This window comes from Microcoleus sp. w1-18aA5, assembly GCF_036701705.1.
Classification (GTDB): Bacteria; Cyanobacteriota; Cyanobacteriia; order Cyanobacteriales; family Microcoleaceae; genus Microcoleus.
This window is the reverse complement of record NZ_JAUPTE010000067.1, coordinates 1-25,433: the sequence shown is the minus strand read 5'-3', so window position 1 is coordinate 25,433 and position 25,433 is coordinate 1. Positions and strand designations below refer to the sequence as shown.

Here is a 25,433-nt window from a genome sequence, read left to right as displayed (position 1 = left end):
TTCCGGCATCGAGGCAGTTCTACAAGACGTAAAATCTGTTCCCTTGCATAAATTTAATAAGTTGTAACTTTACTTGATCCAATAACTTTGAACTTTGGTTCGGCTAATAACCTCTATTTTGTTTAAAATTTTGTGACTGTATTTTATTATCATTTACTCGGTTTGTGTTGTGCTGGGCTGGTGGCGATCAATCTGGCGGGCTGCGGACAAACAAAGCAAGACGTGCAGAATTTACCTCTCAGTCTGGCTCCATTGCCTCAAGACCCCTTGTTGCAAGTATACTTCAATCAGTCGATCGCTTCGAGTTATACAGAGCCTTACCGCCAGCAAACTAGACCTGGAGATGATTTGGAAAAATTGGTCGCTGTGGCGATCGCCAGTGCTAGATCGACGGTAGATGTAGCGGTTCAGGAGTTTCGCTTGCCCAGTATTGCGAGGGTTTTGGCCGATCGACAGCGATCGGGAATTAAAGTGAGATTAATTGTTGAACATATGTATAGTCGCCCTTGGAGCGATTTTAGAGGTCAGGAGTTAGCGAAATTACCGGAAAGAGAGCGCGATCGTTATAGCGAATTTGTCCAACTTGCCGATCGCAATAAAGACGGTAAATTGACTGCCGATGAAATCAAGCAAAATGATGCTTTGGTAATTGTCAAGGATGCGGGTATTCCTGTAATTGATGACACTGCTGACGGCAGCAAAGGCAGCGGTTTGATGCACCACAAATTTGTGGTAATTGATGGCAAAACCGTAATCGTCACTTCTGCTAATTTTACCACAAGTGATATACATGGCGATTTCAAGACACCAGCAAGTCGCGGCAATGCGAACAATTTGGTGAGAATTGAAAATGTTCAAATAGCGCAACTATTTACTCAAGAATTTAACCTCATGTGGGGCGACGGGCCCGGAGGAAAACCGGACAGCAAGTTTGGCATCAAAAAGCCGTTTCGTCAAGTGCAAAAAGTAAGAGTAGGGAATTCGACAATTGCGGTGCAATTTTCGCCGACTTCCCAGACTTTGCCTTGGGAAAAAAGCGTTAACAGTTTGATAAATCGAACTTTGGGTAGTGCGAAAAAGTCGGTCGATTTGGCATTGTTTGTATTTTCGGCTCAGCGGTTGTCAAATACTTTGGAAATTGAAGCTAGCCGGGGAGTTGCGGTGCGAGCTTTAATTGACTCTAATTTTATTTATCGCTCTTACAGTGAAGGGTTGGATATGATGGGGGCGACTTTGATGCAAGATTGCGGGTTAGAAACTGACAATCGCCCTTGGAGAAAGCCACTGACTACTGTGGGAGTCCCGCTGTTACCAATGGGCGATCGCCTGCACCACAAATTCGGCGTTGTGGACGGCAAAACGGTGCTTACAGGTTCTCACAACTGGAGTGAGGCTGCAAATCACGGGAATGATGAGACGCTGCTGGCGATCGAGAGTCCCGTAGTTGCAGCCCATTTTGAGCGGGAGTTCGATCGGCTTTACAAAGGTGCAACCTTGGGAATTCCCGCCCGAATCAAACAGAGAATTGACGCTAAGAAAAAAGAGTGCGATTCACTACAAGCAGCATCAAAATCGGCGACAGCTAAACCTCAAATTGCTGCGGGAAAAAAGTTAGTTAATTTGAATGCCGCGACTCAGGAAGAATTAGAAACTTTGCCTGGGGTTGGCCCGAAGTTAGCCGAGAGAATTATTGCAGCGCGCAAACAGCAACCTTTCACCTCTTTGGACGACGTGGCGCGGGTTCAGGGCATTGGGGACAAGCTTTTAGAGAGATGGCGCGATCGAGTAACTTGGTAGTTAAGTTCGTACTCAGGACTTCATTCCTGACTCCACAAAGTTCGCACGCACTCAGGAGTTCAGTTTTCCCTTTCGCAACTCAGGATCAAAGACTCAAGTCCTCACTAGAAACCTATTGGATCTACTTTGACAACACATCAGCTCTCAAGTTAAAATAACTTCTAAACAAAATGCTATTTATTCAACTGAGAGGTAGAGAGAGATGGAACACGCCAGATTTGTTACGGGGAGGCCACAAATCAAATTTCTAGCTATTTTTCTGGGGGCAATTTTTTTGGCGCTAGCAGCTTTCACAGTTAGCGCCCAGCAGACTAGCGAAGCACAATTTAGGGTCAAAAACGAAAACGCTTTTAATATTAATTTAATTCAATTTAAGCGCACTGAATATGTAGGTCCGTGTGCCGGTACTGTCTTCTCCCCTGATTCGCAAAGCGCTCGATTTGTCTCCAGCAAGACTCCTCCCGGTCCTAACAGAAGGGTAATGATTAAAAATGTGACTGATGGCATGGAAACTAATCCCTATCCTTACACAGACCGAGGTTACAATAAAGGTGAGTTCTCCGAGGATTTTGGATTTAAGTTGGGTAACAGTCACAAAACAAGAACTTTTTCGGTTTTAGAGGGAGAAAATAAGTTTCTCTATGAAATTAAAGAAAATGACCAAGTTATAGAACAGGGTGCGCTTACGGCTGAAGTTTCTATACAAAACTTAGGTACTTTTCCCCGTCAGCAAATTTGTCAAGATCAGGTAGAATGTCGGGATACTTCTGATTGTCGCGATCGTAAAGGCAGAAAAAGAAGTTGCAGACAAGAGTGTTTTCCTGTTCAACAATGTCGCTGTCCTTAACTACTTTCTGTCCAAAAATTATTTTATTTAATTCAGGCCAGAAGACAAAGAGGAATAACAAACCAGAAACAAGATAAGTTATTACTCGTTACCAGGCAGAGCCTAGGAACCAGTTAAGAAAATTAATTGAGTTTTTGTGGAACAGGTCGGAGTGCCTGTTCCACGAGAAATCAAGTAATGGGGTGAAAGTAAAATGCGGCTCCTAACACGATGTATGTTGCTAAAAGCAACACTCCTTCGAGCCAATTCGATCGCCCGTCAAGACTAATTAGATTAGCAATTGTCACGGCAATGGCAACTGCAACTACTTCAAAAGGATTGAAGTTTAAATCCATCGGCTGATGAATTATTAATCCGATAATTACTAACACCGGCGCTACCAGCAAAGCAACTAGCAAACTCGAACCCATTGCGACAGAAACTGACAAATCCATATTGTTTTTCATGGCAACTCCCACCGCAGTTACATACTCGGCCGCGCCGCCAACAATCGGCAACAGAATTACCCCTGTAAACAGTGGCGTCAATCCCAATCCTTTGGTAGTTTCTTCGACAACACCCACGAAAATTTCTGATTCAAAAGCAACAGCAACAGTTGAGGCAACTAGCACTCCTATCCACAACCACAAATTCGGTTTGTGTACAGTAGATTCCTCTTTGGTATTTTGAGGATTTTCTGACTCTAGTTCTAGTAAGCTCACATCGTAAAGATAGCTGTGAGTTTTTAAGGAAAATAGCAGAGTTAGAGCGTAAACTGCAATTAGGACGATCGCAGTTATTAAGGAAAGATTCTGAATGGCTGCGGGTTCGACTCCATTGGATGTGTAAATTACCATTGTCGGCAGCAGGATGGCAATCACTGCTAGAGTCATTGTCGAACCGTTCACTCGCGCGATAATTGGCTTAAATTCTTGTTCTTTGTAGCGAATTCCTCCTAACAGCATGGAAAATCCCATGACTAAGAGCAAGTTGCTGATAATTGTACCGGTTATGCTGGCTTTCACAATGTCAATTAAGCCAGCTTTCAAGGCAACTATTGCAATAATTAATTCCGTAGCATTGCCGAAGACTGCATTTAATAAGCCGCCTATGGAGGGGCCTGTAACGATCGCCACTTCTTCTGTTGCTGTGCTCAACCAAATCGCCAGAGGTATAATGCCTAAAGCGGATGTGATGAAAACTGCGAGGGAGCCCCAGTGCAAATACTCAGCGGCGATGGAAATGGGGATGAAAATTAACAGCGCTATGGAAAGAATCTTTTTGATTGACATAGGAACTCGGATGGTGTAAAGAAGGGTGAGGTCGAGTTGTCGGGGCGATCGCAAAGTTGATTTTACACTATTCAACTATTCTCTGACAATTCTGCTGGCGAGTGCGAGCGATAAATTGGGAATATTTAACCGCAAATGCACCCAGATCGAGGCAGATTGAATATAATAGAATTATATCGACATCGGTGAAAAGATATGTCTCAATCTGTAGTGCCAGTTGTTGAATCAAAGCAAATTGATACTTCACCCACCTTGACCTTTGAAGAATACCGATTTTATCAAACTGATTCCGATCTACAATATGAACTGTACAAAGGCAAATTAATTCCGATGCCAACCGCAACAGTTTTACATATCAAAATTTGCGAATACTTAGTTTACAAATTGCAGCGTTACCTAGCTGAACACAATCTTGACTTAGTAGCAAAAACAGGTCTGGGAGTAAGAACAGAAGAAGATACCTCTCGGATTCCTGATGTAGTTGTTTGCACTCAAAGTCTTTTGGAACAAGCTGCTGCTAGACCAGGTTCTGGTATCCTCGATTTTGAGGAAAAGCCCCTGTTAGTCATAGAAGTAGTGAGTCAAAATCGGCGCGCCGATTATGTGATTAAACGAGCTGAGTACGAACTAGCTAACGTACCTGAATATGTAATTATTGACCCTACACCTAACAAAGAATTGGTGCGAGTTTTAGCCTTTCCTGAAGGTGAAGATATCTATACCCAGACAGATTTTAGGGCGGGGCAACAAATGGTATCTGTAGTATTTCCCAATCTGACATTATCAGTGAATGAAATACTGTCTCCGCCATTAGTTGAAGGGTTGATTAAAGCAGAACAAGCTCGGTTCCAGGAACTTGAGCAGCAAGCTGCGGTGGAGCGCCAACGGGCTGATGAGCAGGGCCAACGGGCTGAAAGATTGGCGGCGAGGTTGCGAGAATTAGGAGTAGATCCCGATCGCATTTAGGAGCTTGGATGACCCAGAAGTCATAAGTTAATTGTTATTAGTTATATCAAATCCGCCCTGCATCGGAATTATTCAGATATCTATGCTTTTCATCTGCGTGAATCCGCGTCAATCCCTTGTCATCTGCGGTTGCAAAATTCTATTTTTTTGACCGCAGATACAGGCAGATAAACACAGATTAACGCAGATGAGTTAGATATATCGATCGCCCTTGATACTGTGCAACTATTCAACCCAACGCACCCGCACAAAATGAGCTTCGCGTCCCCAGAAGTCGTGACTTACAGTAATATCAACAACACTCAAATTAAACGGAATAGCAGTTGTAACGTACCGCTGAGCCAGAGCTCCCACATCAGGGGCTAACTGAGCCGCAGCAGCAGCCGCTGCACCCAAACCTAAAAGTTGCAGAATGGGCCCGCGAGGCAGGGCTAAATTGATGCCAACAGCAAGTCCTGCCGTTAGCAGCATTGCCACCGACAAATTCGTGCCACAGCGGGGATGTACAGCTAAATCCCACTCTCCGCTGGCAATCCGCTGCCAAGCCTCGCGCACTGCCTGACGCAACTGTGCAATGTTAACGTGGCCATACAGATAAAACCCTTGGTCTGTGGACATCCCGCCCAATAACTCATTATCGGTTCTTGCTGTCGTCGCACCAAACGATTGGCCCAGTACCCAAACAGTAGCGTGTTCCAGAGCATGAACTTGGCGCAAAGTCAAGACTTCCTTCAAACCGGGCACAAAATTGAGTTGTCGCAACAAATCAGCATCTTGAGTGGGCTGCGGGGCAAAGTCGAAGGGAAACTGGCCGGTGCGGCCGGAAGCAGAAGCAGTAGTTGTCATATCAAAACGCCTCCATTAATTCGATTAAGTGGATATTTAACATTAGCAATTCGGTTGAGAAAAAGCCGGTCATAAATTATCAATAGTTTTGACTTTAAAACCTAGCAATGGCAGGTTTTGTGCAAAAATTATTAGCCCTCAACCTGCCCTTACTAATAGATCGCACTTATTCCCAGTTTATTGCTCTTGCCGCTGGCCGTCGCGGAATACTCCCGGAATTCGCCGGCCTCTGGTATCGATAATTGTGCCTTTACCGTGAGGCAATCCCTTGCGTAACTCTCCCTCATAGCGGATACCGTTGGAGAACGAACAGTTACCCCTGCCATCAAGTTCTTGAGTATAGAACTGTCCCGAACACCGACTGCCGTCAGCGCGGGTGAACGCTCCTGTACCTAAAGGCTTGCCTCCTAAAAATTGACCCACAAAGCGATCGCCATTAGCAAAAATGAATTGGCCTTGTCCCGTGGGCACGCCTACTTTTTGATCAAGAGAAAACGACCCTATATAGCGATCGCCATTAGTAAAAATAGCGGTCCCGGAACTAACTTTGCCATCTCGGAATATGCCCTCGACGCGGGCGTCGTCCTTAAATATAAATTGTCCTCGACCATTTGGTTTGCCCAGACGGAACTGCCCCTCATAGCGATCGCCGTTGGAATATATGTATACCCCAGCGCCACTGGGCAAACCGTTAACGAACTGTCCGATGTAGCTATCACCGCTGTCATAATCGCACCTAACTCTACCTGTAGCGATAGCTGGCACGCAGCGGCCGGTTCTAGCTTCTGTTCCTTGCGCCATTGAGGGCAAAGGATAAGTCGCGTAACTACCAATTCCCAACACTGATGCAACTAATAAAGCGATTCCACTGGTCCAAGAACGGGAAATCATCAATCAACTTGCTCCTATGCGCTGTTAGATATTATCTTCTTCTGTCCTTTGTCTTTTATCCCATTTGTTGTCAAAAGTTAGCTGAAAACCTCAATCATTTATCCTTTACGAAACTCCGGGCTTGCCATTGCGAAATACCCCCGGAAAGCGCCTACCGCTAGCATCGATCATCGTCCCGACACCGTGAGGCACTCCCTTTCGCAATTCTCCTTCATAGCGCGTCCCGTTGGGGAAAGTGCAGGTGACACTAGCATCAAGTTCTTGATTAAAAAACCTGCCAGAACAGCGAGTGCCGTCTTTGCGTACTAATACCCCTGGGCCAAAGGGGGAACCTGCAAAGAATTGTCCTTCATAGCGATCGCCATTAGTATAAAAAAATTGACCCCGCCCTGCTGGTTGGCTGCTAATAACTTTAGTCTGAAGGTTCTGGACGACTCCGAAGTCTCCCACGTAGCGCTCACCGTTGGGGAAAACCACCGTCCCAGATCTCATCGTGCCGTCTTGGAACACGCCTATGTAGCGGCCATCATCTTTAAAAATGAATGTCCCTCTACCATTGGGCACTCCCCTCCGAAATTGTCCTTCGTAGCGATCGCCATTAGCGTACACGTAAACTCCGCTGCCGTCGGGGAGGCCGTTAACGAAGTTTCCCTCGTAGTTATCGCCTGTCTCGTAATTGCATTTCACTCTTCCCGTAGGAAGGCTGCCTTGGCAGAAGGGAGAGCGTTTTTCTTCTTCGGGTTTTGGATCAGGTGTTGCTTGAGCCATTGATGGCTGGGGATTGAAGAGATTAGTAGCGCTGCCGATAGAAGAAGCAACTAATATCACCATCCCTAATTTTTGAATTGAACCGAGCATGATCAATCTCCTTGAACTTCAATTACTAATAGGGATTTTCTAGAAGCTAATACTCACTGAAAAGTCGTCTATTTTTTAATCCCTGTACTAATTTTACCTTCAGGTTTGAGATCTGCCCTAAATGCAAAAAGGCAAAAATTAGAGTTTTTGCCTTTAGCATTTTTCCTGCTTTACTGTCAATTTTCAGCGTCGCGTTGAGCTATTCGGATTTGGGAGACGGCTAATAACTGCATTGGCTGGTTGTGGTTGGCGACTGGCGGGTTTTTCGCCCACACCTTTGGCTACCTCAACGCCGTTTTCCTCCAGAATCACGATCGGATCTGCTCCTTGCTTGAGATCGACCCGTTTCACCAACACTTGCCCGTTAGACAGCCGCTGCCCGACTTTGACATATCGGCTGGTTGGTTCATTCGGTACTTTGACAATCACTTGCGTCTCGTTCCCGACTTTTACCACCCCACTGACTTCAGTGCCTGTAGCGAGGTCAGTAGAAGGCGGTGGCGGAACTACTGGGATCACGGGAGGCGGCGGGGGATTTGGGTCTACCCACTGGGGCGGGCGCTTGTCTACTGGCAGTTCCGGCAGATCCGGCACTCCTATGGGTCTCGCTGCTATTGGTTGGGGCGGGCGCGGGGGTGCTGGAGGGCGACGCTGCGAATTCCGCGCATCTTGGGCTCTACCTCCTATTGGCCCAGTGCCAGGACCTCTTCTTACCCTGGCATTGGGGTCTCTCCATTGGGGGGGGCGCTTGTCTACTGGCAGTTCCGGCAGATCCGGCACTCCTATGGGTCTCGCTGCAATGGGTTCGAGTCCAGGCGGGGATGTACGATTACGACCTAACTGAGGAGCATCTAGCCCCGGAACTATGGGTGGCAAGCCAATTTGTCCCCCGGTGCTGCCTCCGGGTAAGGAACCATTTCTGCCACCGGCACCGCCACCTAACCGAGGAGCAGTTGGCCCTGGAACTATGGGACGCGAGTCAATTTGCGCCCCATCACCTTCGGGAAGTAAATTTCCCGATCCATCTCGTAGTTGCTGAGTGCGTCCTCGACGATCCGTGCGTGACATGGGGATAACCGTCTGATTAGGCCGGTTAAGTGGGGGAGGAGCCAATAACTCGGGAAGTTCGGGTAGCACGGCAACTTGTCGCTGTGGCAGTTTGGGGAGTTCTGAGGTCGTCCCACCCGCTCCGTTGGCTCCTGGAGGGATTTGTAATACGATCGGCGGCAGCGGCCCAAAGGGGTCTAACTGAGAAGGATTGGCTGTCACAGGGCCTTGGGGCACGGGCTGAAGCGGAAGCGTTGGATTCCTGTCCTTGTTGTCGCCGATATTTGTTTGAGCCTGTCTGGCCCGTTCGTCTGGGTTGGTCGATCGAATTAACCCTGGAGGCTGGGCGGCTACTACTGGGGACGGGAAAGCCTGAGCTGCTGGGGTGGGGCTGGCAGAGGCGGTCGGAGATGGAGAGGCTGCACTGGGGCTGGGGCTGGGGCTGGCTGTGTTGCTACCCTCGTCGCCACCGCATCCTCCGATCGAGAAAGCTAGTAGTCCTATAGTCGCAAAATATAAAAGTTTGTGCATTGCCGATCGCCCCCAAATGCTTAATTTCAAGATATCCAACAAGGCTCTGCAATTACAGCCTGTTGCCGTTTATCAGTTTATCTGTGTTTCGATGTTATGTGATCGCTTGAAAATTGCCAAGTTTTCCTCACGATCAGATCGGACTCTTCGGCCGCTGGGTTTTGTGGAGCAAGTTAGGATATCAATGGCGCTCGTTGTGGGAAATATTGAAGCAATTAAGGTATTTAAGATAATGGCAAAAGTGATTCTCCAGCGGATTTGGCGATCGGGCTTGGTTTGTGCGAGCGTTTTGGTTGGTCTGGGATCGGTGGGGGGCGAGGTACATTCTGATTCACATCAGCCAGAAACTCAGGTGATGACATTGCTGCCCGACGTGAGTTCCCAGCAGCACGCGCGGCGCAGCTATCCCGTTCCCCGCAGGGGTTCCCGAAGGGTAGGGAATCGGACTATAACGGGATCGGGATTCACAACTGGCCAATTGTACTCTCAGTTTTGGAACCCATCAAATGGTGGCGCTAAACCCCCAGCAAATCAACCCCCTAAGCCACGGGGGAATCCACAGGTATTTCAAGCTAAAATCAAGCGTCGCGCTGGCGGGACGCCGGTGATTGATGTGGTATTCAATGGCAACAAGACTTTTGAGATGATTCTGGATACCGGGGCGAGCGGCACTTTGATTTCTCAGCGGATGGCTACTGCACTGGGAGTGAGGCCGGTGCGTACCATCAGAGCGGGGATCGCTGACGGTAGCGTTGTCGAGTTCCCGATCGGTCTAGTGCGATCGATTCGGGTTGGGGGTGCTGTGATCCAAAATGTCGAAGTGGCGATCGCGAAACAAATGCCCATAGGTCTGCTCGGTCACGATTTCTTTGGCAATTACGATGTCAAAATTAAAAAAGATGTTGTAGAATTTTATGTTCGCTGAAAGTGAGCGGAGTAGGCAAGGAATTTTTGCTCAACTCGTTTCCTATAAAGTGATTCGCAGCCCGGTCAAGGCTTTTAAAATTATTGGTTGAGGCGGTAGCAAAATGTAACCAAATGTGGTATTGTTCTTAGTGTTTCAAGAGCCACCGACGGTTAAACTATCCGTGAAATCCGGCCAAAAAAGCACGGCTGCTGTTGGTGAGAACGGTAACAGTCTGCGACAACGATTCACAGTACAAGCCAAGGCAATCAATTAAACAATTCGCCAAGCCGGTCGAAATAAGTTCCCAAAATGCTGTGGCTGAGGGAATTTTGGTTGGCATTGTTCAGCCGGAGCCTAGAAAATATGTAAACTGATTAGCGGCAGATGTTCCGCAAAATCGGAAATCATGACGATCGAGAAATTAATTATTGTAAATAAGGTATTCACATGGCACAAGCGTCTGTATCTCCTGTAGTGCTGATTATTCTAGACGGCTGGGGTTATCGTGAAGAACAAGACGGAAATGCGATCGCCGCTGCGAAAACACCCGTGATGGACAGTCTCTGGGCTGCTTATCCCAGAACTCTGATTAAAACATCGGGCCGGGCGGTAGGGCTGCCAGACGGGCAAATGGGTAACTCAGAGGTTGGTCACTTGAATCTGGGCGCGGGCCGCGTCGTTCCTCAAGAGTTGGTGCGGATCTCGGATGCAGTGGAAGATGGTTCTTTGCTCGACAACCGGGCGCTGGTTGAGCTTTGCGAGAAAGTCCGCGTCACGGGCGGTAAGTTGCACCTAACTGGTCTTTGTTCTGAAGGTGGGGTTCATTCCCATCTCAGTCATATTAAGGGTTTGCTGCTATTAGCAAAGGCACAGGGAATTTCTGAGGTTTGCATTCACGCGATTACAGACGGCCGTGATACAACTCCGAAAGAGGGTGTCGAAGCTCTAGGCAAGATTGAAAGTTATATCGCAGAGGTAGGGGTCGGTCGGATTGCGACTATTAGCGGTCGCTACTACGCGATGGACAGGGACAAGCGCTGGGATCGGGTGCAGCGCGCTTACGAGGTGATGACGACTGAGGGTGCTCCTGACGGTCGATCGGCTGTGGATGTGTTGCAGGCCTCCTATGCTGAAGGAGTGACCGACGAGTTTGCAGTTCCGACTCGGATTTCGCGCGGGGCGGTGGCATCCGGGGATGGGGTAATTTTCTTTAATTTTCGCCCGGACAGGGCTAGAGAATTGACTCAGGCTTTTGTATCTCCCGATTTTAAGGGGTTTGAACGGCAGTTAATTGAGCCGCTGGCGTTTGCGACTTTTACTCAGTACGACCCGAAACTTTCGGTAATGGTGGCTTTTGAACCGCAGAATTTGAACAATATTCTGGGCGAGGTGATTTCTAAGCACGGTTTGCAGCAGTTGCGGACGGCGGAAACTGAAAAGTACGCTCATGTGACTTATTTTTTTAATGGGGGTCTGGAAGAGCCTTTTATCGGGGAACACCGGGAGTTGGTGCAGAGCCCGATGGTGGGGACTTACGATGAGGCGCCCCAGATGTCGGCGGACATGGTGACGGATGGGGTGGTGACGGCTTTGGAAAGAGGCATCTATTCGTTTATGGTGATTAACTACGCTAACCCGGATATGGTTGGTCATACGGGCATGATGGATGCGACGATAATTGCGATCGAAACTGTGGATAAATGTTTGGGGCGGCTGGTGAGCGCTATTAGTAAAGCTGGGGGAACGGCAATTATTATTGCTGATCACGGAAATGCTGAGCAGATGTTTGACGAGGACGGAAATCCCTGGACGGCTCACACTACTAACCCCGTGCCGTTTATTCTGGTAGAGGGTGAAGGTCGGAAGATTCCGGGTCACGGAACGGATGTTCCTCTGAGGGCGGACGGTTGTTTGGCGGATATTGCGCCGACGATTCTGGAGCTGTTGAGGTTGCCTCAGCCCCCGGAGATGACGGGACGCTCTATGATACGATCGCCTGAGTTTGAAGTTCGTGCCAATCGCACTCCGGTGCGAGTCCGACTCTAGTAGGGACGCAGGATGAGGGACAAAGGTTTTCGCCCTTCTTCGTGTCAATTTAACGTCAAACCCAGTCACAGGATGCTGTTTGACTATTAAGCCTAGATCCCCCCTAGCCAAGGGCGGGCACGGGGGCACCGCCCCTAGGATCGGGGGAAACCGGAAATGGATCAAAGTCCCCCTTTTTAAGGGGGATTTAGGGGGATCTGGACTCAGGTAAAAACGAGATTTATCAAGGCTTTCAGGTTTAAGTTGACACCTATGGACACAGCACTGTGTCCCTGCATAAATTGCGGGCGATCGACCAAATTTGATATGATAATAAATTACTGATTACTAATTACCAATTACTCCAGATTATGAATATTGTTTCTGTGTTACAAGTTATCTGGTCTTTGTCTGCTTTAGGACTTGTGGTTTTTGTGTTGCTGCACAGTCCTAAAGGCGATGGCATTGGAGGGATTGGCGGACAAGCTCAATTGTTTACCAGCGCCAAGAGTGCAGAAACAAGTCTGAACCGGATTACTTGGGGTCTGTCTATTGTTTTTATGGGTTTGACTGTGATTTTGAGTGCTGGTTGGTTGGCGCCTAAGTTATAAGATTTGGATTTTTAACCGCAGATGAACGCAGATAGACGCAGATAATCTCAAGTTCATCTGCGTTTATTTGTGTCTATCTGCGGTTGCAAAAATGCGGTTGTGGAAAGTTACGGTAAAATCTCGATTGCTGGCTGGTTTGGGATTGGCTTTATGTTGTTTTATCCTGATAATTTTTACTCAGGTTAATACTCCGGCGGCGAATCTTTCTTCTTTCCCTAATAGTTTGCCGAATCCACAGGTTCACCCTTTGCCACCAACGCTGGCAAACTGGCAAGATTCCACGGATAGTGGTGATTATTTTGACCAGGTTAAGCCACCAAATTTCGGTCATTTGTTGTGGTCAAAGTTTCCGATTCAGGTTTATATTGAGCGTCCTGTTGATGCTAATAAGTCTGAAGAATGGGTGGCGGCTGTGTTGGATGTGGTGCGGGAATGGGGGGTTTATTTGCCTTTGGAAGTGGTGGATAGTTCGGAGGTGGCTGATATTAGGATTTTACGTCGGGCTCCGCCTTTGCGTCAAGGGGTTTTGCGATCGCGTTCTGGAGAGGCTACCTATGAATTGTACGCCCGTCGGGATGGGGATAAAACTGTGTTATCTCATCGGTTTTCGGTTTATTTGAATCCGACTCAAGTGGGTAAGTATATTCCGGCGACGGCGCGGCACGAGTTGGGTCACGCTTTGGGAATTTGGGGTCACAGTTTGATGGAAACTGATGTGCTTTATTTTTCTCAGGTGAGAAATCCTCCGCCTATTTCAGCGAGGGATGTTAATACTTTGAAGCGGGTTTACGAACAGCCGACTCGGTTGGGGTGGTAATATTAGTTTTGATATGTAAAATCGTGTCAGTAAAAAGATGAAAGATGAAGCTTTTGGCATTGTGCCAGTTTTTGCGACTGAAACTGATAGTTTGTTTTTGTTGATTCAACATCAAGCCGGACATTGGGCGTTTCCAAAAGGTCACGCGAATCCGGGAGAATCGGCGCTAGAAACTGCGAAGCGGGAGTTTGAGGAGGAAACTGGCATCCGCGATTGTGAAGTGCTTGAGGAGCCTAGTTTTGTGGAACGTTATTCCTTTGTTAAGGAAGGGAAGCCTAGTTCTGTGGAACATTATTCCTCTGCGAAGGAAGGGGAATCAATTGAAAAGACTGTTACTTACTTTTTGGCTTTTGTAAATTCAATGGAAGTTCAGTTGCAAGTAGAGGAAGTTCAAAATTCGGCCTGGAGTTCCTTTGAGGATGCAGTTAAGCTGATTACTTTTGATGGGAATCGGCAAGTTTTAAGGGAAGTCAAAGCATTTTTGGACGCGAGGAAGGAGTGTTAATCAGTCTTGGCTACACACACTTGTTTATGTAGAATGTGCATTATTCACTTTACGCTATAAGTAGCCTGTTAAAGCACTTTTGCGTCCGCGAATGTTAATATCTAGTCCGGTTATACGATCGCAATTAAGTTTGTAGTAAGGACTTTAGTGCTTAGTGACTGCAAGCTTTAAGAGAGAGTTCGATTCCTTACTACAAACAAATTATTTGGTTAGATACCCAACTTCTTCAATAAGTCGGGTATCTAGGTATTCGGTGTGATTATTTGTTGATTTTCTGAGCTTCGGCGTGGTGTTGCAAGCGAGAAAAAACGTTATAGGCGTCGGGGCCGGGAGTATTGTGTTCGACAGCGCCGTCCATGGGGCCGTCAATGGCTTTCCAAGCAGGAATTCCGCCTTTTAGTTCGGCTACTTTTCTAAAGCCTGCTGCACGGAGAAGATTGGCGGCTTCGGCGGTTTGTTCGTCGTTTTCGCCGTAGATGTAGATATCGCGGATGGGTTCTAAACTCGATTGTGCTCGGCCGACTAATTCGTCCATTGGCATCATTACCGCGCCGGTAATGTGGCTTTTGGTGAAGCTTTCAAAATCACGAGCGTCGATGATTGTGAGTCCGGGTTCGCCCCAATCTAAACGGGCTTTGAGGTCGTGGCTAGATGCTTGAGCTTTTAAACCGGGAGGTGTGGGAGTAAAGTCGGGAAGTTTGTCTTTGATGTTGGAAATTTGGTCGGGAATAGTTTTCATGGGTAAAATTTTGTTCAATGTTTTGATTGCCATTGCAATGTAACAAGATGTTTAACTTGAATTCGTCTTTCTAAAGGCAGAATCGAGCATTGAACTAAAGTCGCAGTTACGCTGGTTTCCGGGTTATTAGCTGCGGTTGGGATCGCTACATTTGTTGAGGTTGCTAGAGCCTAGCGGGCTGTGCTTAAAATTGTTTCGATCGCATTTGGTGCAGAGAAGTTGAAGTGCGATCGCTTGTTCGAGTTGGTATTTTATCAAAGAATTCAATTTTAGTCAATCCTTATTATTTTTAAATTAAATTTGCCTAACTTGTGCGTAGCCTCGCGCGGATTTTTGCGGAAAAGTTTAAATGTTTGCCAGCAAGGTTTCTGGTAAACTTTAAAAGTAAAAACAAGTATTTAAAGGTATAGATATGTCTGAGAAAGATGAAATTGCGGTGCCTAAACCTTTGACACCGGAAGAGCAAGCGGTGTGGGATGCGAAGGCTAAAGTTCGTGTACTGCTGAATTTGTGGGATTTGAGCGGCGGGAAGATGAAGGTGAAAAAGGGGGAGTTGACTAAGCGGATTGTTCGCACTAATGAGACGAGTCAGAGATATCTGGAAGTGCTCGGCGAATTGCAGGCGACTGGGGCGATCGAGTATTCGCTGGTAAATCGGGTGACGCTGGTGGAATTGACGGCGAAGGGGAAAGAAGTTTTAGCGGATGGCTTGAAAAGTAAGGATTCTCTGTTTGAGTTTGATGGTTCTCAAATTGGTACTCGGCTGGGAAATTCTTTGTTGAAGTGGATTCGGCATCAGGATGGTGCGGCAAGTGTTCGGGTTGAGAAAGGGAAGGGGGATGTAGGGACGATCGCATCCTATGACGATTTTAAGGCTGTGGCGCTCGATGTGTATGACAGCTTGAACCGGGATTATAACTTAGATGATTTAGTGCCGATTTATCGGATGCGTCGGGCGATCGGGGAAAGGGTAGGGCGATCGCAGTTTAATGAGTGGCTATTGGAAATGCAGGCTACTGATCTAATTCAGCTAATAGGGGGTGAAATGACAGACATCTCTGCGGATAAAGCCGAAGATTCAATCAAAACTGCACTGGGTGCAATCCGTTACTATGTCAAACGGCTAAATTCCTAAAATTGTCCTAAATCCTTTTGTCAATTCGTTAACCTCACACAAAAAGCCATGACTAATTCTTCTTTTTCTTCCATTGAAGACCTTAACGCTGCTCTTTTAAGTCAAAATCCATTTGCTAAACCTCCTTCTGTCAGGGCTGATGGTATTTGGGGCAAGGAATTCTTCGATGTTGAAACAATCAATTCCCACGCCTCTGATGCTGTATTTCAGGCACTCGCGCAAATTCGTGCTGGTCAGTACCCAACAACTTCTATTGCTATAACGGCTCAAAACGCAACAGGCAAAACTCACATTATTAGCCGTATTCGCCATCGCCTACAGGAGCATGGCGGGGGATTGTTTGTCTACGCTAATAAATATGGTAACATCAGTCAAATTAAGCAAGGCTTTCAGCGAATATTGGCTGAGAGTCTTGGAAATATTGGCAGAGAGGGGGTGAGACAGTGGCAAGAACTAGCAACCGCAATGGCTAACCATGCTTTAAAAATTGCTCAATCAAAGGCTAAGGTTTTTTCTACTCAACAATTTCTGGAAAAATTTAAGGCCGGCACGCCAAAGCAAGTAAATAAGTGGGTTAAGGATTTAACAAGAGCATTTCCGCAAGCCAAAAGAGTTAACGATCCTGATATTGTTAAGGCAATTTTCTGGACACTCTCCGAGGAACAATCGCTTTATGCAATAAAGTGGTTAGAGGGTCAAGAGCTTGCTCAATACAAAGCAAATGAGTTGGAATTACCGAGTCAATGCCAATCTTTTGAGGCGGTTCTGCAAATCTTAGATTTGATTAGTGAGTACAACGAACTTGTCATTTGCTTTGATGAGTTAGACACGCCTGATGCTTACGACGATGTTAGTGGCTTACACCTGAGCCAAATCGTTGCTGGCTTAATCAAAGATTTGTTCCAAAATCTCAATCGGGGTTTGATACTGAGTGTAATGATGCCTGCTCAATGGAGTAATAGAGTAAAGCAGCTACCTGGTGGAGTGTTCAACAAGGTTTCTGCTCATGGAAAGCCGATTGATTTAAAATACATGGATGCCGAATCAATTGTTAAATTAGTTACATTTTGCTTAGACGAATATTACGAACGGAAAAACTTAATTCCTCCTGAGCCAATTTATCCATTCAGTCACATTCAACTCAGCGAGCTTGGTAAAGGAAAACCCACTGTTGGAGAGGTTTTGAAGTGGTGCAAAGATAATTGTAAGGCTCCTATCTCGAATGTTGAAAAGAAAGATGCCGACATATCTGATCCAGTTGAAATTGCTTTTATCCAAGAGCTAGAAGCCGACATGGGAAATTATTTAGATGATAATTTTCTGCTTGCTGATGCTATTTTATTCGGATTTCAGAGTTTGATTGGTCAAACGGTGGAAAGGGTGACGGTTCAAGAAGCAACAGATAAAGTTACGCAACGTGGACGCAAGGATGATTACATCCATTTCAAAGTAATTGGCAAAGACAACGGAAACAATGTAAGCATTGGAGTTGCAGTGCTTCAGTATGCTGGTGGTCGAGGGTTAGGAGCGGGTTTAAGAAGATTAAATGATTACGCAGCTTTTAATTTGACTCGCGGTTGTTTGGTTCGTTCCCAAAGCAAAAAGATTACTTCATACCTTGAGCAACAGTATCTTATACCGCTCATTAAACAGCAAGGTGGAGAATATGTCCCACTGAAAGAAAATGAAATCAAACCACTGTTAGCTATTCGGGCTGTTCATCAGAAGCGCGAAGTAGATTATGCCGTAAGTGAGGAGGAAATTTTCAATTTTATTGCCAAAAAAGGTGCTGATAAAATGCTAGGAGCTAGCAATCCGTTGCTTAAAGAGATTCTTAGCGATCCTTCCTATCAAATTCCTACCGATCTAATCGAAGAGGAACCCGTTGCTGTAGCAGAGTCTATTATGGATGATATATCTAATTCAGAAGAGTTAGATAAGTCGTGCGAAAATTTACTGAGCGAATTTAATTAAGGCTTCTTAAACTATCCACTTCATATTGGGACAAATACTTTCATGTCGCTAGTCAACATTGACAGGGCTATCCGTTTGCCTGCTCCTGACCTAGAAGCTTTAATCCAAGGGCGAATGATGGCAGCAATAGTTTGGCGAACGTTTAATTCTGGAGAACAATATGCACTCTATCCTGGCAATGTTTCCGGTAACTTGCCCTACGAGCGATATTATCGATCGCATTTTTTACCCGTTGCTCAAAAGGCACTTGCTCAGTTAAATTCAGATAAAGTTTCGATCAAAGCTTGGGCTAGGTGCGAATTGTGCCAAATGGTGAATGAGCCTGAAACATTAGAGGCTTTGTCGCGGTTAACAGTCTGGAAAACAGAGGCATTACAGCAAATTCTCCAGCAGCGTCCTTTTATTTTTGTAGCTCATCTTCGCGTCTATTTGCTGCCTCAGCCGCTGGAAATGCCCGTGCATCCCAGCGGCAATTTTGTATCTTTGCCCACATCTCTAACTGTTACTGATTCAACGCCTGTGTTGAGCGAGTCTATGTTTGCCAAACGCCGTCAACAACTGGAAAAACTAGAACCTCCCGAACATCCAGAATTGGAAGAGTTGCAAAGTGCATTAGTGCATTTATCCACCACCAACCCAAAAGCCAAACAACTAGACGCAGAAATCAAAATATTTCTCGGTTGGTCGGAAAATTTACCAGCAGCAAAACCAGATCTAGATTTAGGTTGGATTAAAAAAATCGCAGCTTTGGGAAATCGCAGCATAGAACTAGAAGAAAAAAAAAGCAACTATCAAGCAGGCACCGATTTTGAGAATATCACACGTCAAAGCCTTGAATTCTTAGGATTCAAGATTGAGAATGCCTACAAAGGCGGTGCTGGTGGGTTAGATTTATTTTGCTCCCAACCCTATCCCTTAGTTGGTGAGTGTAAGGCGGGTAGACTTATCCCCAGTCGAACTGCTGAGGAATTGATTAAACTGGGAGGAATGCACTTAAGTCGGGATAAATTTTTAGAATCTACCAAGTTAGTGATTGGCCCGGGCAATCCTTCGGTGGATATGTTGAAAGCAGCACAAGAATGGAAAGTTAGTATTATCAATGCCATGACTTTACAAAAGCTAGTTGAGTTAAAAGCTAAATATCCAGGTGCTGTCAACTTACTTGAACTCAAGCCCTATCTAGAAATGGGGCGGCAAATTGACGAAAGAATTAATGATTATATTCAGAAAGTTGAAAGAGAAATTAGGCTGCGATCGCAAATCATACAAGCAGTGAAACAACTTTGCTCAGATAGCGACTTCCCGACGGTTGTTGAGATTAAAGTTCAATACAATGCTAGATTTGCCGCCACCGATTCTAAGCTGACAAACGAATCAGTAAAGGATTTGACTATAGAACTTTCTTCACCGCTGACTGGTTACTTAGGGCGAATTAAAGGAGAAAATTGGCAAAGCGATCGCTTTTATTTCCTGCGCGACTTGCCGCTAGAGGATTGAGAGAGGTCAAGGGCGATTCCCTGCGGGATAACTTCGCTTCACGTACTTCATCCAATTTCCTACACAGCATCAGGATCTACGCCCAACTCCCGCAACCTCGCCGCCAACCTTTCAGCTTTCTGCAATTGAGCTTGTTCTGCCTTAATTAACCCTTCTACCAATGGCGGATCTAAAATTTCATTGACTGATAATCTCAGATTGGGAAATACTACAGATTCCATTTCCTCACCCGGCAAGAAATCTGTATACGTGTAACCATCTTCACCTTCAATCAATGCAAAAAGCCGGATTTTTTGCTTGCCCGTTTTAGGGTCAACAATGCAATATTCTGGCACATTCGCTAATTCGTACTCTCCGCGTTTGACTACGTAATCTTCGCGGCGATTTTCGCTGACTACTTCTACCACTAACAGCGGCTTTTCATCAAATTCGAGGATACCTGCACCGGGTCTAGCAGCAGCTTGTTCCAAAAGACTTTGAGTGCAGACAACTACATCGGGAATCCGAGATTTATCTTCATCTGTTCTCACTCCCAGACCTGTTTTTACTACTAAGTCGAGATTGTGTTCAGCTAGGTAACGCTGCAATTGGTAAACTAAATATTCGCAAATTTTGATATGTAAAATTGTGGCTGTTGGCATCGGGATTAATTTGCCTTTGTACAGTTCATATTTTACATCAGATTCTCCTTGATAAAATCGGTATTCTTCAAAAGTTAAGGTCGGCGAAGTATCGAGCTGTTTTTCTTCTGCTACTGGCACAATAGATTGAGACATATATTTTTACCTATCTCGATAGTTTTCTATTATACTCAATTTTGATTTTAAGAGTATAGGCTTCGGTTCGGCAAAGATCGCCATTCTTGACTCCACGACTTGCCGCTATAGCAATCCTTGCAGGAGTCGTAAATTTTTGACCCCACCCCAACCCTCCCTTTATCAAGGGGAAGGAGTAAGAAATTCACAAATGATTTAGGATGGCTATAGATGATTGAGATACGTCAAGGGCGATTCCCTGCGGGATATCTTCGCTTCACGTACTTCATCCAATTTCCTACACAGCATCAGGATCTACGCCCAACTCTCGTAACCTCGCGGCCAACCTTTCAGCACGCTGTTCGACTGTTTGTAGTTGCTGCAATTGAGCTTGTTCGGCTTTAATTAACCCTTCTACCAATGGCGGATCTAAAATTTCATTGACTGATAATCTCAGATTGGGAAATACTACAGATACCATTTCCTCACCCGGCAAGTAATCTACCTGTGTATAAACGTCATCACCTTCGGGAAATGCCATAACTCGCACCCGCTGTCTGTTTTGTGTCGGATCAACAATCACATATTCCGGCACGTTAGCCTGTTCGTATTCTGTTCGTTTAAGTACATAATCTGCTCGCCGATCTTGGCTCACTACTTCTACTACAAATAAAGGTGTTTCGCTCAAGTCTAAGATGCCAGAACCGGGTCTGCCAAGAACTTGTTGCCACAAACTTTCTGTGCAAACAACTACATCGGGAATGCGGGATGTAGCATCTTCTGTTCTGACTCCCACAGAAGTTTTTACGACTAAATCCAGATTATGTTCAGCTAGGTAACGCTGCAATTTGTAAACCCAAAATTCGCAGATGCTTGTGTGTAATGCGCTAGCCGTTGCCATCGGTATTAATTTGCCTTTGTACAGTTCGTATTTTACATCGTCCTTGCTTTGATAAACTCTGTATTCTTCAAAAGTTAATGTCGGCGATTTATCGAGCTGTTTTTCTTCGACTGCTGGCACAATAGATTGAGACATATATTTTTACCTATCTCGATAGTTTTCTATTATACTAAATTTTGATTTTAACACTCAAGGCATTGAGTAAGAAAAGATCGATCGCCCTTATTGACAATCAAGCAATTTGATCCGGTTAAATGTTTAGTTCAGTTCACCATTTGGGCGATCGCCTCAACAAGGCTGTAGCTGCCTCACTGTCGAGAGGTTTAGAGAAAAAGTACCCTTGACCGTACTCGCAGCCGATCGCCCGCATTTGAGCCAATTGGACGGCGGTTTCGACACCTTCTGCGACTACCTCCATCCCCAAACTGCGGGCCAGCATGACGATCGCCCGCACGATTTCCAAATTTTCACCCTTTTCTCCGATGCGACTGACAAAAGAGCGATCGACCTTCAAAATATTAATCGGGAACTTGTGCAAATAACTCAAAGACGAATAACCAGTGCCAAAATCATCAATACACAGCCCGATACCCAAATCTCTCAACTGCGAAAGCATCGCCGCCGCCGCTTCCCCATCTTCCATCACCACACTCTCAGTAATCTCCAACTTCAAACAGCGAGTGTCAACACCCGTTTCCTGCAAAACTTGTTTAATTTGCTGGATGGATTCCGGTTCCGCAAACTGCCTCCCGGAAAGATTTACTGCTACAGTCAGCCGCGAGTTTCCCACAGGTAAATTCAAACTTTGCCACTGAATAATTTGGCGACAGCTTTCGTTCAAAACCCACAAACCCAAAGGCATAATTAACCCTGTTTCCTCCGCCATCGCAATAAATTCCATAGGGGAAACTAAACCCCGTTCCGGGTGCAGCCAGCGCACCAAAGACTCAAATCCGATAACAGAGCCAGTTTTCAAACAAACGATCGGCTGATAATAAACAGTAAAAGGACATTCCAATTTTAAAGTAGGCAATTGCGGCTTCGGACGCTCCAATCTGCGATCGATTTCACTCATCGGCGAGTTTTCCGCCGCCGTCCCACAGGCAAAATCCACTATCGAATATTTCAAATTTAGTTCTTCAACCGACTCCCGTAAATCGTGTTCCAAGTGCATCAAAGCCACAGCCTGAGTGTGCATCGCACTGGTAAAAACTTCGTAGCGAGCTTTACCGAGAGCTTTCGCTCGGTACATTGCAATATCAGCATCGCGCAAAATATCTCCCGGCCACTGATATTTGTCGGTACTCAAAGCAATGCCGATGCTAGCAGTAATTAAAACTTTATTACCTTCCAAATAAAGCGGTCGTTCGATCGTTTTGAGAATTGCCTTTGCTTGGGCGATCGCCTCATCAACACCTTTAATTTCCTCAAGCAAAATCACAAACTCATCTCCCCCCAGACGAGCCACCGTATCCCCTGGGCGCAAACAAGTTAAGAGACGGCGAGCCACAGCCACCAACAGGCGATCGCCCGTGCGGTGTCCCTGACTGTCATTAATCACCTTAAACCTGTCCAAATCCAGAAACAGCACCGCAAACTGCTCACTCGGATGCCGTTGGGCACGGGCAAAAGCTTGCCCCAACCTGTCAGTCAACAAAGCACGGTTCGGCAACTCTGTCAGCGCATCGTGCAAAGCATCGTGCAACAGTTGTTCTTCAGCCATCTTGCGCTCAGTCACGTCGTGACAGTTGACCACAATTCCCCGCACCGAAGGTTCGTTGAGCAAATTCGTCGCCACCGCTTCCAACACGCACCAGGAACCGTCCTTGTGCTGTACTCGGTATTCCGCCATTCCCAGGCTAACTTTCGGCATTTGCATGACACCTTTGAAAACTTGATCCACTATCAGCAATTCGTCAGGGTGAATCAAGTCAAAGATAGACCGGCCGAGGATTTCCGCCGTCGGGTAGCCCAAAATCCGCTCTAGGGAAGGAGAGACATAGCGGCAAAAGCCTTTCTCGTCGAGAATCACAATAATGTCTCTAGCATTTTCAATCAACGATCGAAAGCGCTTCTCGCTTTGTCGCAGCTCTTGTTCCGTGCGCTTCTGGTCGGTAATATCGGTATTCATGTAAATCAGACCGACAATTTTCCCTGTGCGGTCTTTAATAGCATCGGCCCGCAGCAAAACTTGCAAAGTTTGACCGCTTTTAGTGCAGTTAGTAATTTCACCAAACCAAGAATAACCTTGGGCGATCGTGTCGAGTACCTCCCTGGCGACTGCGGGGTCAGCAAAAACCGCCGATATACCTCCGGCTAGTCTAAATTCCTCTGCGGTGTCCCATTCAAATAGCTGAGAAAACGCTTGATTTTGATAGATGTGAGTGCCGTTCGCATCGCTGATGCCGATCGCGTCACTCGAACTTTCCACCGCCTTGCGAGTCAGCACCAGAGCTTCTTCTGCCAGCTTGCGCTCGGTAATGTCTATCCCTACCAGACAAGCTGCTTTGCCCCGATCGTACTTTTGAGCCACAATCAAATAGTATCCCTCGGACTGTCCCCCGTCGGTTTGTAGCTTAACGTTGAGTTCTTTAACCGCTTCCGTAGCGTCGCCGGCAAAAAACTCCACCACAAAACAGTTAAAATCCGAGCTAGCGCCCAGAAAACCAATATCTTGACCAACAAAAGCCGACGGGGGCAAACCATGCAGTTTGGCTAAGTGCTGGTTAACCCCCAAATAGCGCAAATCCGAGCTAATCCAAGATACTGTTCCCGGAACTGCTTCCAAAATCGTTTGCAGTTGGTCGTTAGCTTGCTGCAATGCTTGCTGCACTTCACATATGGGTTCCGCCAAGTCAGACTGAACTCCTACGAAGTGAGTCAAATTAGCGTTGTCGTCTCGCACGGGAGATAGCGATAATTTGCTCCAAAAAGGAGTGCCGTCTTTGCGGTAATTTTTAATTGGTGTCTGGATTTCTCGACCTTGGCGCAAGGCCTCGCGGATTTTAGCTACGGTAGTTCGATCGGTATCCGGGCCTTGCAAAAATCGGCAATTGCGCCCCAAGATTTCACTGGCGCAGTAACCCGTCATCCGTTCAAAGGCCGGATTGCAATAAATTATGGGACAATCTGGTGCATTAGCGTCAGCAATGACAATGCCACTGCTAGTAGCTGCCAAAGCTCGATCGCTTAGCCACAGTGCTTCTGATGCAGTATGGCGATCGTCGGCACTCCCCACTTCACCTAAATTAGAAATTGACTGGTTCTCCCGATCTCCCATCAGCCGAACTTTCAAGCAAACCTTTACAATTTCCGAGTTGCTTCTTACTTTAACGTTTTTCAGGACTCGCGCAACGTAAATTGTATCTCCGCATTTTAGTAAGCGAGATTTCACCTTAGTGGTTAGTTGTATTTTCTACCCTTGCTGTTCGGCATTTAAAAAAGCACATCTTCACTTCCGCAGTGAAAAACCCTCTATTCTTCTCCCCCTGAGACTCTCTCCCCCTCTCCCCTTCTCCCCGCGCCCTGGCAATCACGATCTGCAGCAGCTTATCAGAGAGATGGGTTTAAAACCCCGTCCTTATAGGACGGTTTTGCAAGCAAAAGAATAAGTTTTAAAGCCCTTTGGTTAAAAAATACAACAAATTAAGTCAATAAAATATTTCGATATATACTGATATTACCTCAAAAAAGGAGGAGTTAAACTTGTTAACAAACTATGTCTACAAGTTGCACCCCAATCAAACACAAGACTCAAAAATGTCCAATTGGGTGGATATGTTACGCAGTCACTTTAACTGGTGTCTTAATGACAGAATCACTCACTACAGTCAACAATTCATTCAAGGCAACTATTGCGATATCCGAACGCAAAGTGAAGCTTGTCCATTGACCAGTTGTGTCAGTAAAAATGGTGCTACTGGAGAACCTTGGAAAATAGGTAAAACAGACAAAGAGGGTAAAGTTAAAAACCCTCGACGCAACCCAGGCGACATTCAAATTACCGCATTGCCAGAATTAAAAGCAGCTAGGCCCTGGTTTGCCGGGATAGACTCGACAGTTTTACAGCAAAACGTCAAACGACTGGACACTGCCTATAAGAATTTTTTCGACGGGCGTGGCTTCCCTAAATTCAAAAACCGCAGTAACTTTACTTCCTTTACGTTCATGATGGGAGTAAAAATACAAGGCAGTAAAATCTACTTACCAAAGTTAGGTTGGATGCGTTTTTACAACTCGCGCCCAATTCCGAACGGATTTACCGTTAAAGCGTGTACGGTAAGGAAGCGACAAAATGGCTGGTATGTCTCCGTTCGCATTGAGGATAAGTCTATCCCCGACTACACGACAAAACATCTTAAGGATGTTGTCAAAGTAATTGGCTGTGATATGGGACTTACAAAATTAGTTCATCTTTCAGATGGAACTCAAATTGAACCCACATTCCGCACCCCCAACTGGCACATAGGCAGATGGAGGGGATAAAAGTAAATCATCCGAGATAATCGTGAGT

Annotated in this window: 21 protein-coding genes; 12 read left to right on the top strand and 9 right to left on the bottom strand. The window is 46.1% G+C overall.

Annotation, left to right across the window (positions count from 1 at the left end):
* Window positions 1–132: 132 nt before the first annotated feature.
* Entirely contained in the window at window positions 133–1,797 is a 1,665-nt protein-coding gene (locus tag Q5691_RS21020; protein WP_333212100.1) for a DUF655 domain-containing protein, read from the top strand.
* A 202-nt stretch (window positions 1,798–1,999) separates the two neighbouring features.
* Window positions 2,000–2,644, top strand: coding sequence for a hypothetical protein (locus tag Q5691_RS21015; protein WP_333212098.1), 645 nt, complete (start codon window positions 2,000–2,002; stop codon window positions 2,642–2,644).
* 170 nt (window positions 2,645–2,814) lie between these two features.
* Here Q5691_RS21015 and cax read toward each other — a convergent pair whose 3' ends face one another.
* On the bottom strand, window positions 2,815–3,915 hold the full coding sequence (gene cax, locus Q5691_RS21010) for a calcium/proton exchanger (protein ID WP_333212121.1): 1,101 nt from the start codon (window positions 3,913–3,915) through the stop codon (window positions 2,815–2,817).
* Window positions 3,916–4,110: 195 nt separating this feature from the next.
* Here cax and Q5691_RS21005 point away from each other — a divergent pair, with 195 nt between their 5' ends.
* Window positions 4,111–4,881: a Uma2 family endonuclease gene (locus Q5691_RS21005; protein WP_333307317.1), complete on the top strand. Its 771-nt coding sequence runs from the start codon at window positions 4,111–4,113 to the stop codon at window positions 4,879–4,881.
* 225 nt (window positions 4,882–5,106) lie between these two features.
* On the opposite strand, the gene Q5691_RS21000 is transcribed toward Q5691_RS21005, so the two are convergent.
* The 4 genes from Q5691_RS21000 to Q5691_RS20985 form a co-directional block, all read right to left on the bottom strand.
* Window positions 5,107–5,727: a DUF6391 domain-containing protein gene (locus tag Q5691_RS21000; protein ID WP_333307320.1), complete on the bottom strand. Its 621-nt coding sequence runs from the start codon at window positions 5,725–5,727 to the stop codon at window positions 5,107–5,109.
* Between the two features lie 177 nt (window positions 5,728–5,904).
* On the bottom strand, window positions 5,905–6,618 hold the full coding sequence (locus Q5691_RS20995; protein ID WP_333212119.1) for an MORN motif-containing protein: 714 nt from the start codon (window positions 6,616–6,618) through the stop codon (window positions 5,905–5,907).
* A 105-nt stretch (window positions 6,619–6,723) separates the two neighbouring features.
* Window positions 6,724–7,476, bottom strand: a complete 753-nt coding sequence (locus tag Q5691_RS20990) for an MORN motif-containing protein (RefSeq protein WP_333041824.1) — start codon at window positions 7,474–7,476, stop codon at window positions 6,724–6,726.
* A gap of 183 nt (window positions 7,477–7,659) precedes the next feature.
* The gene (locus tag Q5691_RS20985; protein WP_333346781.1) at window positions 7,660–9,054 is read right to left on the bottom strand and encodes a hypothetical protein; all 1,395 of its coding nucleotides are present in this window, start codon (window positions 9,052–9,054) and stop codon (window positions 7,660–7,662) included.
* Window positions 9,055–9,238: 184 nt separating this feature from the next.
* On the opposite strand from Q5691_RS20985, the gene Q5691_RS20980 reads away from it, so the two are divergent.
* From Q5691_RS20980 to Q5691_RS20960, 5 genes are all read left to right on the top strand, one after another.
* On the top strand, window positions 9,239–9,979 hold the full coding sequence (locus Q5691_RS20980; RefSeq protein WP_333212091.1) for a retropepsin-like aspartic protease: 741 nt from the start codon (window positions 9,239–9,241) through the stop codon (window positions 9,977–9,979).
* Between the two features lie 429 nt (window positions 9,980–10,408).
* On the top strand, window positions 10,409–12,007 hold the full coding sequence (gene gpmI / locus Q5691_RS20975) for a 2,3-bisphosphoglycerate-independent phosphoglycerate mutase (protein ID WP_333212089.1): 1,599 nt from the start codon (window positions 10,409–10,411) through the stop codon (window positions 12,005–12,007).
* Window positions 12,008–12,357: 350 nt separating this feature from the next.
* A complete protein-coding gene (secG, locus tag Q5691_RS20970; protein ID WP_015175238.1) occupies window positions 12,358–12,597 on the top strand; it encodes a preprotein translocase subunit SecG in 240 nt (79 codons plus the stop codon).
* Between the two features lie 91 nt (window positions 12,598–12,688).
* The gene (locus Q5691_RS20965; RefSeq protein ID WP_333346778.1) at window positions 12,689–13,414 is read left to right on the top strand and encodes a peptidase; all 726 of its coding nucleotides are present in this window, start codon (window positions 12,689–12,691) and stop codon (window positions 13,412–13,414) included.
* A 37-nt stretch (window positions 13,415–13,451) separates the two neighbouring features.
* Window positions 13,452–13,919 (top strand): NUDIX domain-containing protein, encoded by a 468-nt coding sequence (locus Q5691_RS20960; RefSeq protein ID WP_333212086.1) that lies wholly within the window; start codon window positions 13,452–13,454, stop codon window positions 13,917–13,919.
* Window positions 13,920–14,178: 259 nt separating this feature from the next.
* Here the strand turns inward: Q5691_RS20960 and Q5691_RS20955 are convergent, their stop codons facing one another.
* The gene (locus Q5691_RS20955; protein ID WP_333307331.1) at window positions 14,179–14,658 is read right to left on the bottom strand and encodes a rhodanese-like domain-containing protein; all 480 of its coding nucleotides are present in this window, start codon (window positions 14,656–14,658) and stop codon (window positions 14,179–14,181) included.
* 412 nt (window positions 14,659–15,070) lie between these two features.
* Between Q5691_RS20955 and Q5691_RS20950 the strand changes: the two genes are divergently transcribed.
* Genes Q5691_RS20950 through Q5691_RS20940 form a run of 3 tightly spaced genes read left to right on the top strand, consistent with a single transcriptional unit; the run spans window position 15,071 to window position 19,264 of the window.
* On the top strand, window positions 15,071–15,793 hold the full coding sequence (locus Q5691_RS20950) for a hypothetical protein (protein ID WP_333346775.1): 723 nt from the start codon (window positions 15,071–15,073) through the stop codon (window positions 15,791–15,793).
* A gap of 48 nt (window positions 15,794–15,841) precedes the next feature.
* A complete protein-coding gene (locus tag Q5691_RS20945) occupies window positions 15,842–17,767 on the top strand; it encodes an ATP-binding protein (RefSeq protein WP_333346772.1) in 1,926 nt (641 codons plus the stop codon).
* A gap of 42 nt (window positions 17,768–17,809) precedes the next feature.
* Window positions 17,810–19,264 (top strand): DUF1802 family protein, encoded by a 1,455-nt coding sequence (locus Q5691_RS20940; RefSeq protein WP_333346769.1) that lies wholly within the window; start codon window positions 17,810–17,812, stop codon window positions 19,262–19,264.
* A 59-nt stretch (window positions 19,265–19,323) separates the two neighbouring features.
* Here Q5691_RS20940 and Q5691_RS20935 read toward each other — a convergent pair whose 3' ends face one another.
* From Q5691_RS20935 to Q5691_RS20925, 3 genes are all read right to left on the bottom strand, one after another.
* A complete protein-coding gene (locus tag Q5691_RS20935) occupies window positions 19,324–20,040 on the bottom strand; it encodes a Uma2 family endonuclease (RefSeq protein ID WP_333346767.1) in 717 nt (238 codons plus the stop codon).
* A gap of 277 nt (window positions 20,041–20,317) precedes the next feature.
* Window positions 20,318–21,055: a Uma2 family endonuclease gene (locus tag Q5691_RS20930; protein ID WP_333346764.1), complete on the bottom strand. Its 738-nt coding sequence runs from the start codon at window positions 21,053–21,055 to the stop codon at window positions 20,318–20,320.
* Between the two features lie 133 nt (window positions 21,056–21,188).
* Window positions 21,189–24,200: an EAL domain-containing protein gene (locus Q5691_RS20925; protein WP_333346790.1), complete on the bottom strand. Its 3,012-nt coding sequence runs from the start codon at window positions 24,198–24,200 to the stop codon at window positions 21,189–21,191.
* A gap of 425 nt (window positions 24,201–24,625) precedes the next feature.
* On the opposite strand from Q5691_RS20925, the gene Q5691_RS20920 reads away from it, so the two are divergent.
* Window positions 24,626–25,405: a transposase gene (locus Q5691_RS20920; protein WP_333346761.1), complete on the top strand. Its 780-nt coding sequence runs from the start codon at window positions 24,626–24,628 to the stop codon at window positions 25,403–25,405.
* The last annotated feature ends 28 nt before the right edge of the window (window positions 25,406–25,433 follow it).

Bases quoted from the DNA above. Each gene is read 5' to 3' on its own strand.
- Q5691_RS21015 (WP_333212098.1), top strand. From the start codon at position 2,000: ATGGAACACGCCAGATTTGTTACGGGGAGGCCACAAATCAAATTTCTA.
- cax (WP_333212121.1), bottom strand. From the start codon at position 3,915: ATGTCAATCAAAAAGATTCTTTCCATAGCGCTGTTAATTTTCATCCCC.
- Q5691_RS21005 (WP_333307317.1), top strand. From the start codon at position 4,111: ATGTCTCAATCTGTAGTGCCAGTTGTTGAATCAAAGCAAATTGATACT.
- Q5691_RS21000 (WP_333307320.1), bottom strand. From the start codon at position 5,727: ATGACAACTACTGCTTCTGCTTCCGGCCGCACCGGCCAGTTTCCCTTC.
- Q5691_RS20995 (WP_333212119.1), bottom strand. From the start codon at position 6,618: ATGATTTCCCGTTCTTGGACCAGTGGAATCGCTTTATTAGTTGCATCA.
- Q5691_RS20990 (WP_333041824.1), bottom strand. From the start codon at position 7,476: ATGCTCGGTTCAATTCAAAAATTAGGGATGGTGATATTAGTTGCTTCT.
- Q5691_RS20985 (WP_333346781.1), bottom strand. From the start codon at position 9,054: ATGCACAAACTTTTATATTTTGCGACTATAGGACTACTAGCTTTCTCG.
- Q5691_RS20980 (WP_333212091.1), top strand. From the start codon at position 9,239: ATGGCGCTCGTTGTGGGAAATATTGAAGCAATTAAGGTATTTAAGATA.
- gpmI (WP_333212089.1), top strand. From the start codon at position 10,409: ATGGCACAAGCGTCTGTATCTCCTGTAGTGCTGATTATTCTAGACGGC.
- secG (WP_015175238.1), top strand. From the start codon at position 12,358: ATGAATATTGTTTCTGTGTTACAAGTTATCTGGTCTTTGTCTGCTTTA.
- Q5691_RS20965 (WP_333346778.1), top strand. From the start codon at position 12,689: ATGCGGTTGTGGAAAGTTACGGTAAAATCTCGATTGCTGGCTGGTTTG.
- Q5691_RS20960 (WP_333212086.1), top strand. From the start codon at position 13,452: ATGAAAGATGAAGCTTTTGGCATTGTGCCAGTTTTTGCGACTGAAACT.
- Q5691_RS20955 (WP_333307331.1), bottom strand. From the start codon at position 14,658: ATGAAAACTATTCCCGACCAAATTTCCAACATCAAAGACAAACTTCCC.
- Q5691_RS20950 (WP_333346775.1), top strand. From the start codon at position 15,071: ATGTCTGAGAAAGATGAAATTGCGGTGCCTAAACCTTTGACACCGGAA.
- Q5691_RS20945 (WP_333346772.1), top strand. From the start codon at position 15,842: ATGACTAATTCTTCTTTTTCTTCCATTGAAGACCTTAACGCTGCTCTT.
- Q5691_RS20940 (WP_333346769.1), top strand. From the start codon at position 17,810: ATGTCGCTAGTCAACATTGACAGGGCTATCCGTTTGCCTGCTCCTGAC.
- Q5691_RS20935 (WP_333346767.1), bottom strand. From the start codon at position 20,040: ATGTCTCAATCTATTGTGCCAGTAGCAGAAGAAAAACAGCTCGATACT.
- Q5691_RS20930 (WP_333346764.1), bottom strand. From the start codon at position 21,055: ATGTCTCAATCTATTGTGCCAGCAGTCGAAGAAAAACAGCTCGATAAA.
- Q5691_RS20925 (WP_333346790.1), bottom strand. From the start codon at position 24,200: ATGGGAGATCGGGAGAACCAGTCAATTTCTAATTTAGGTGAAGTGGGG.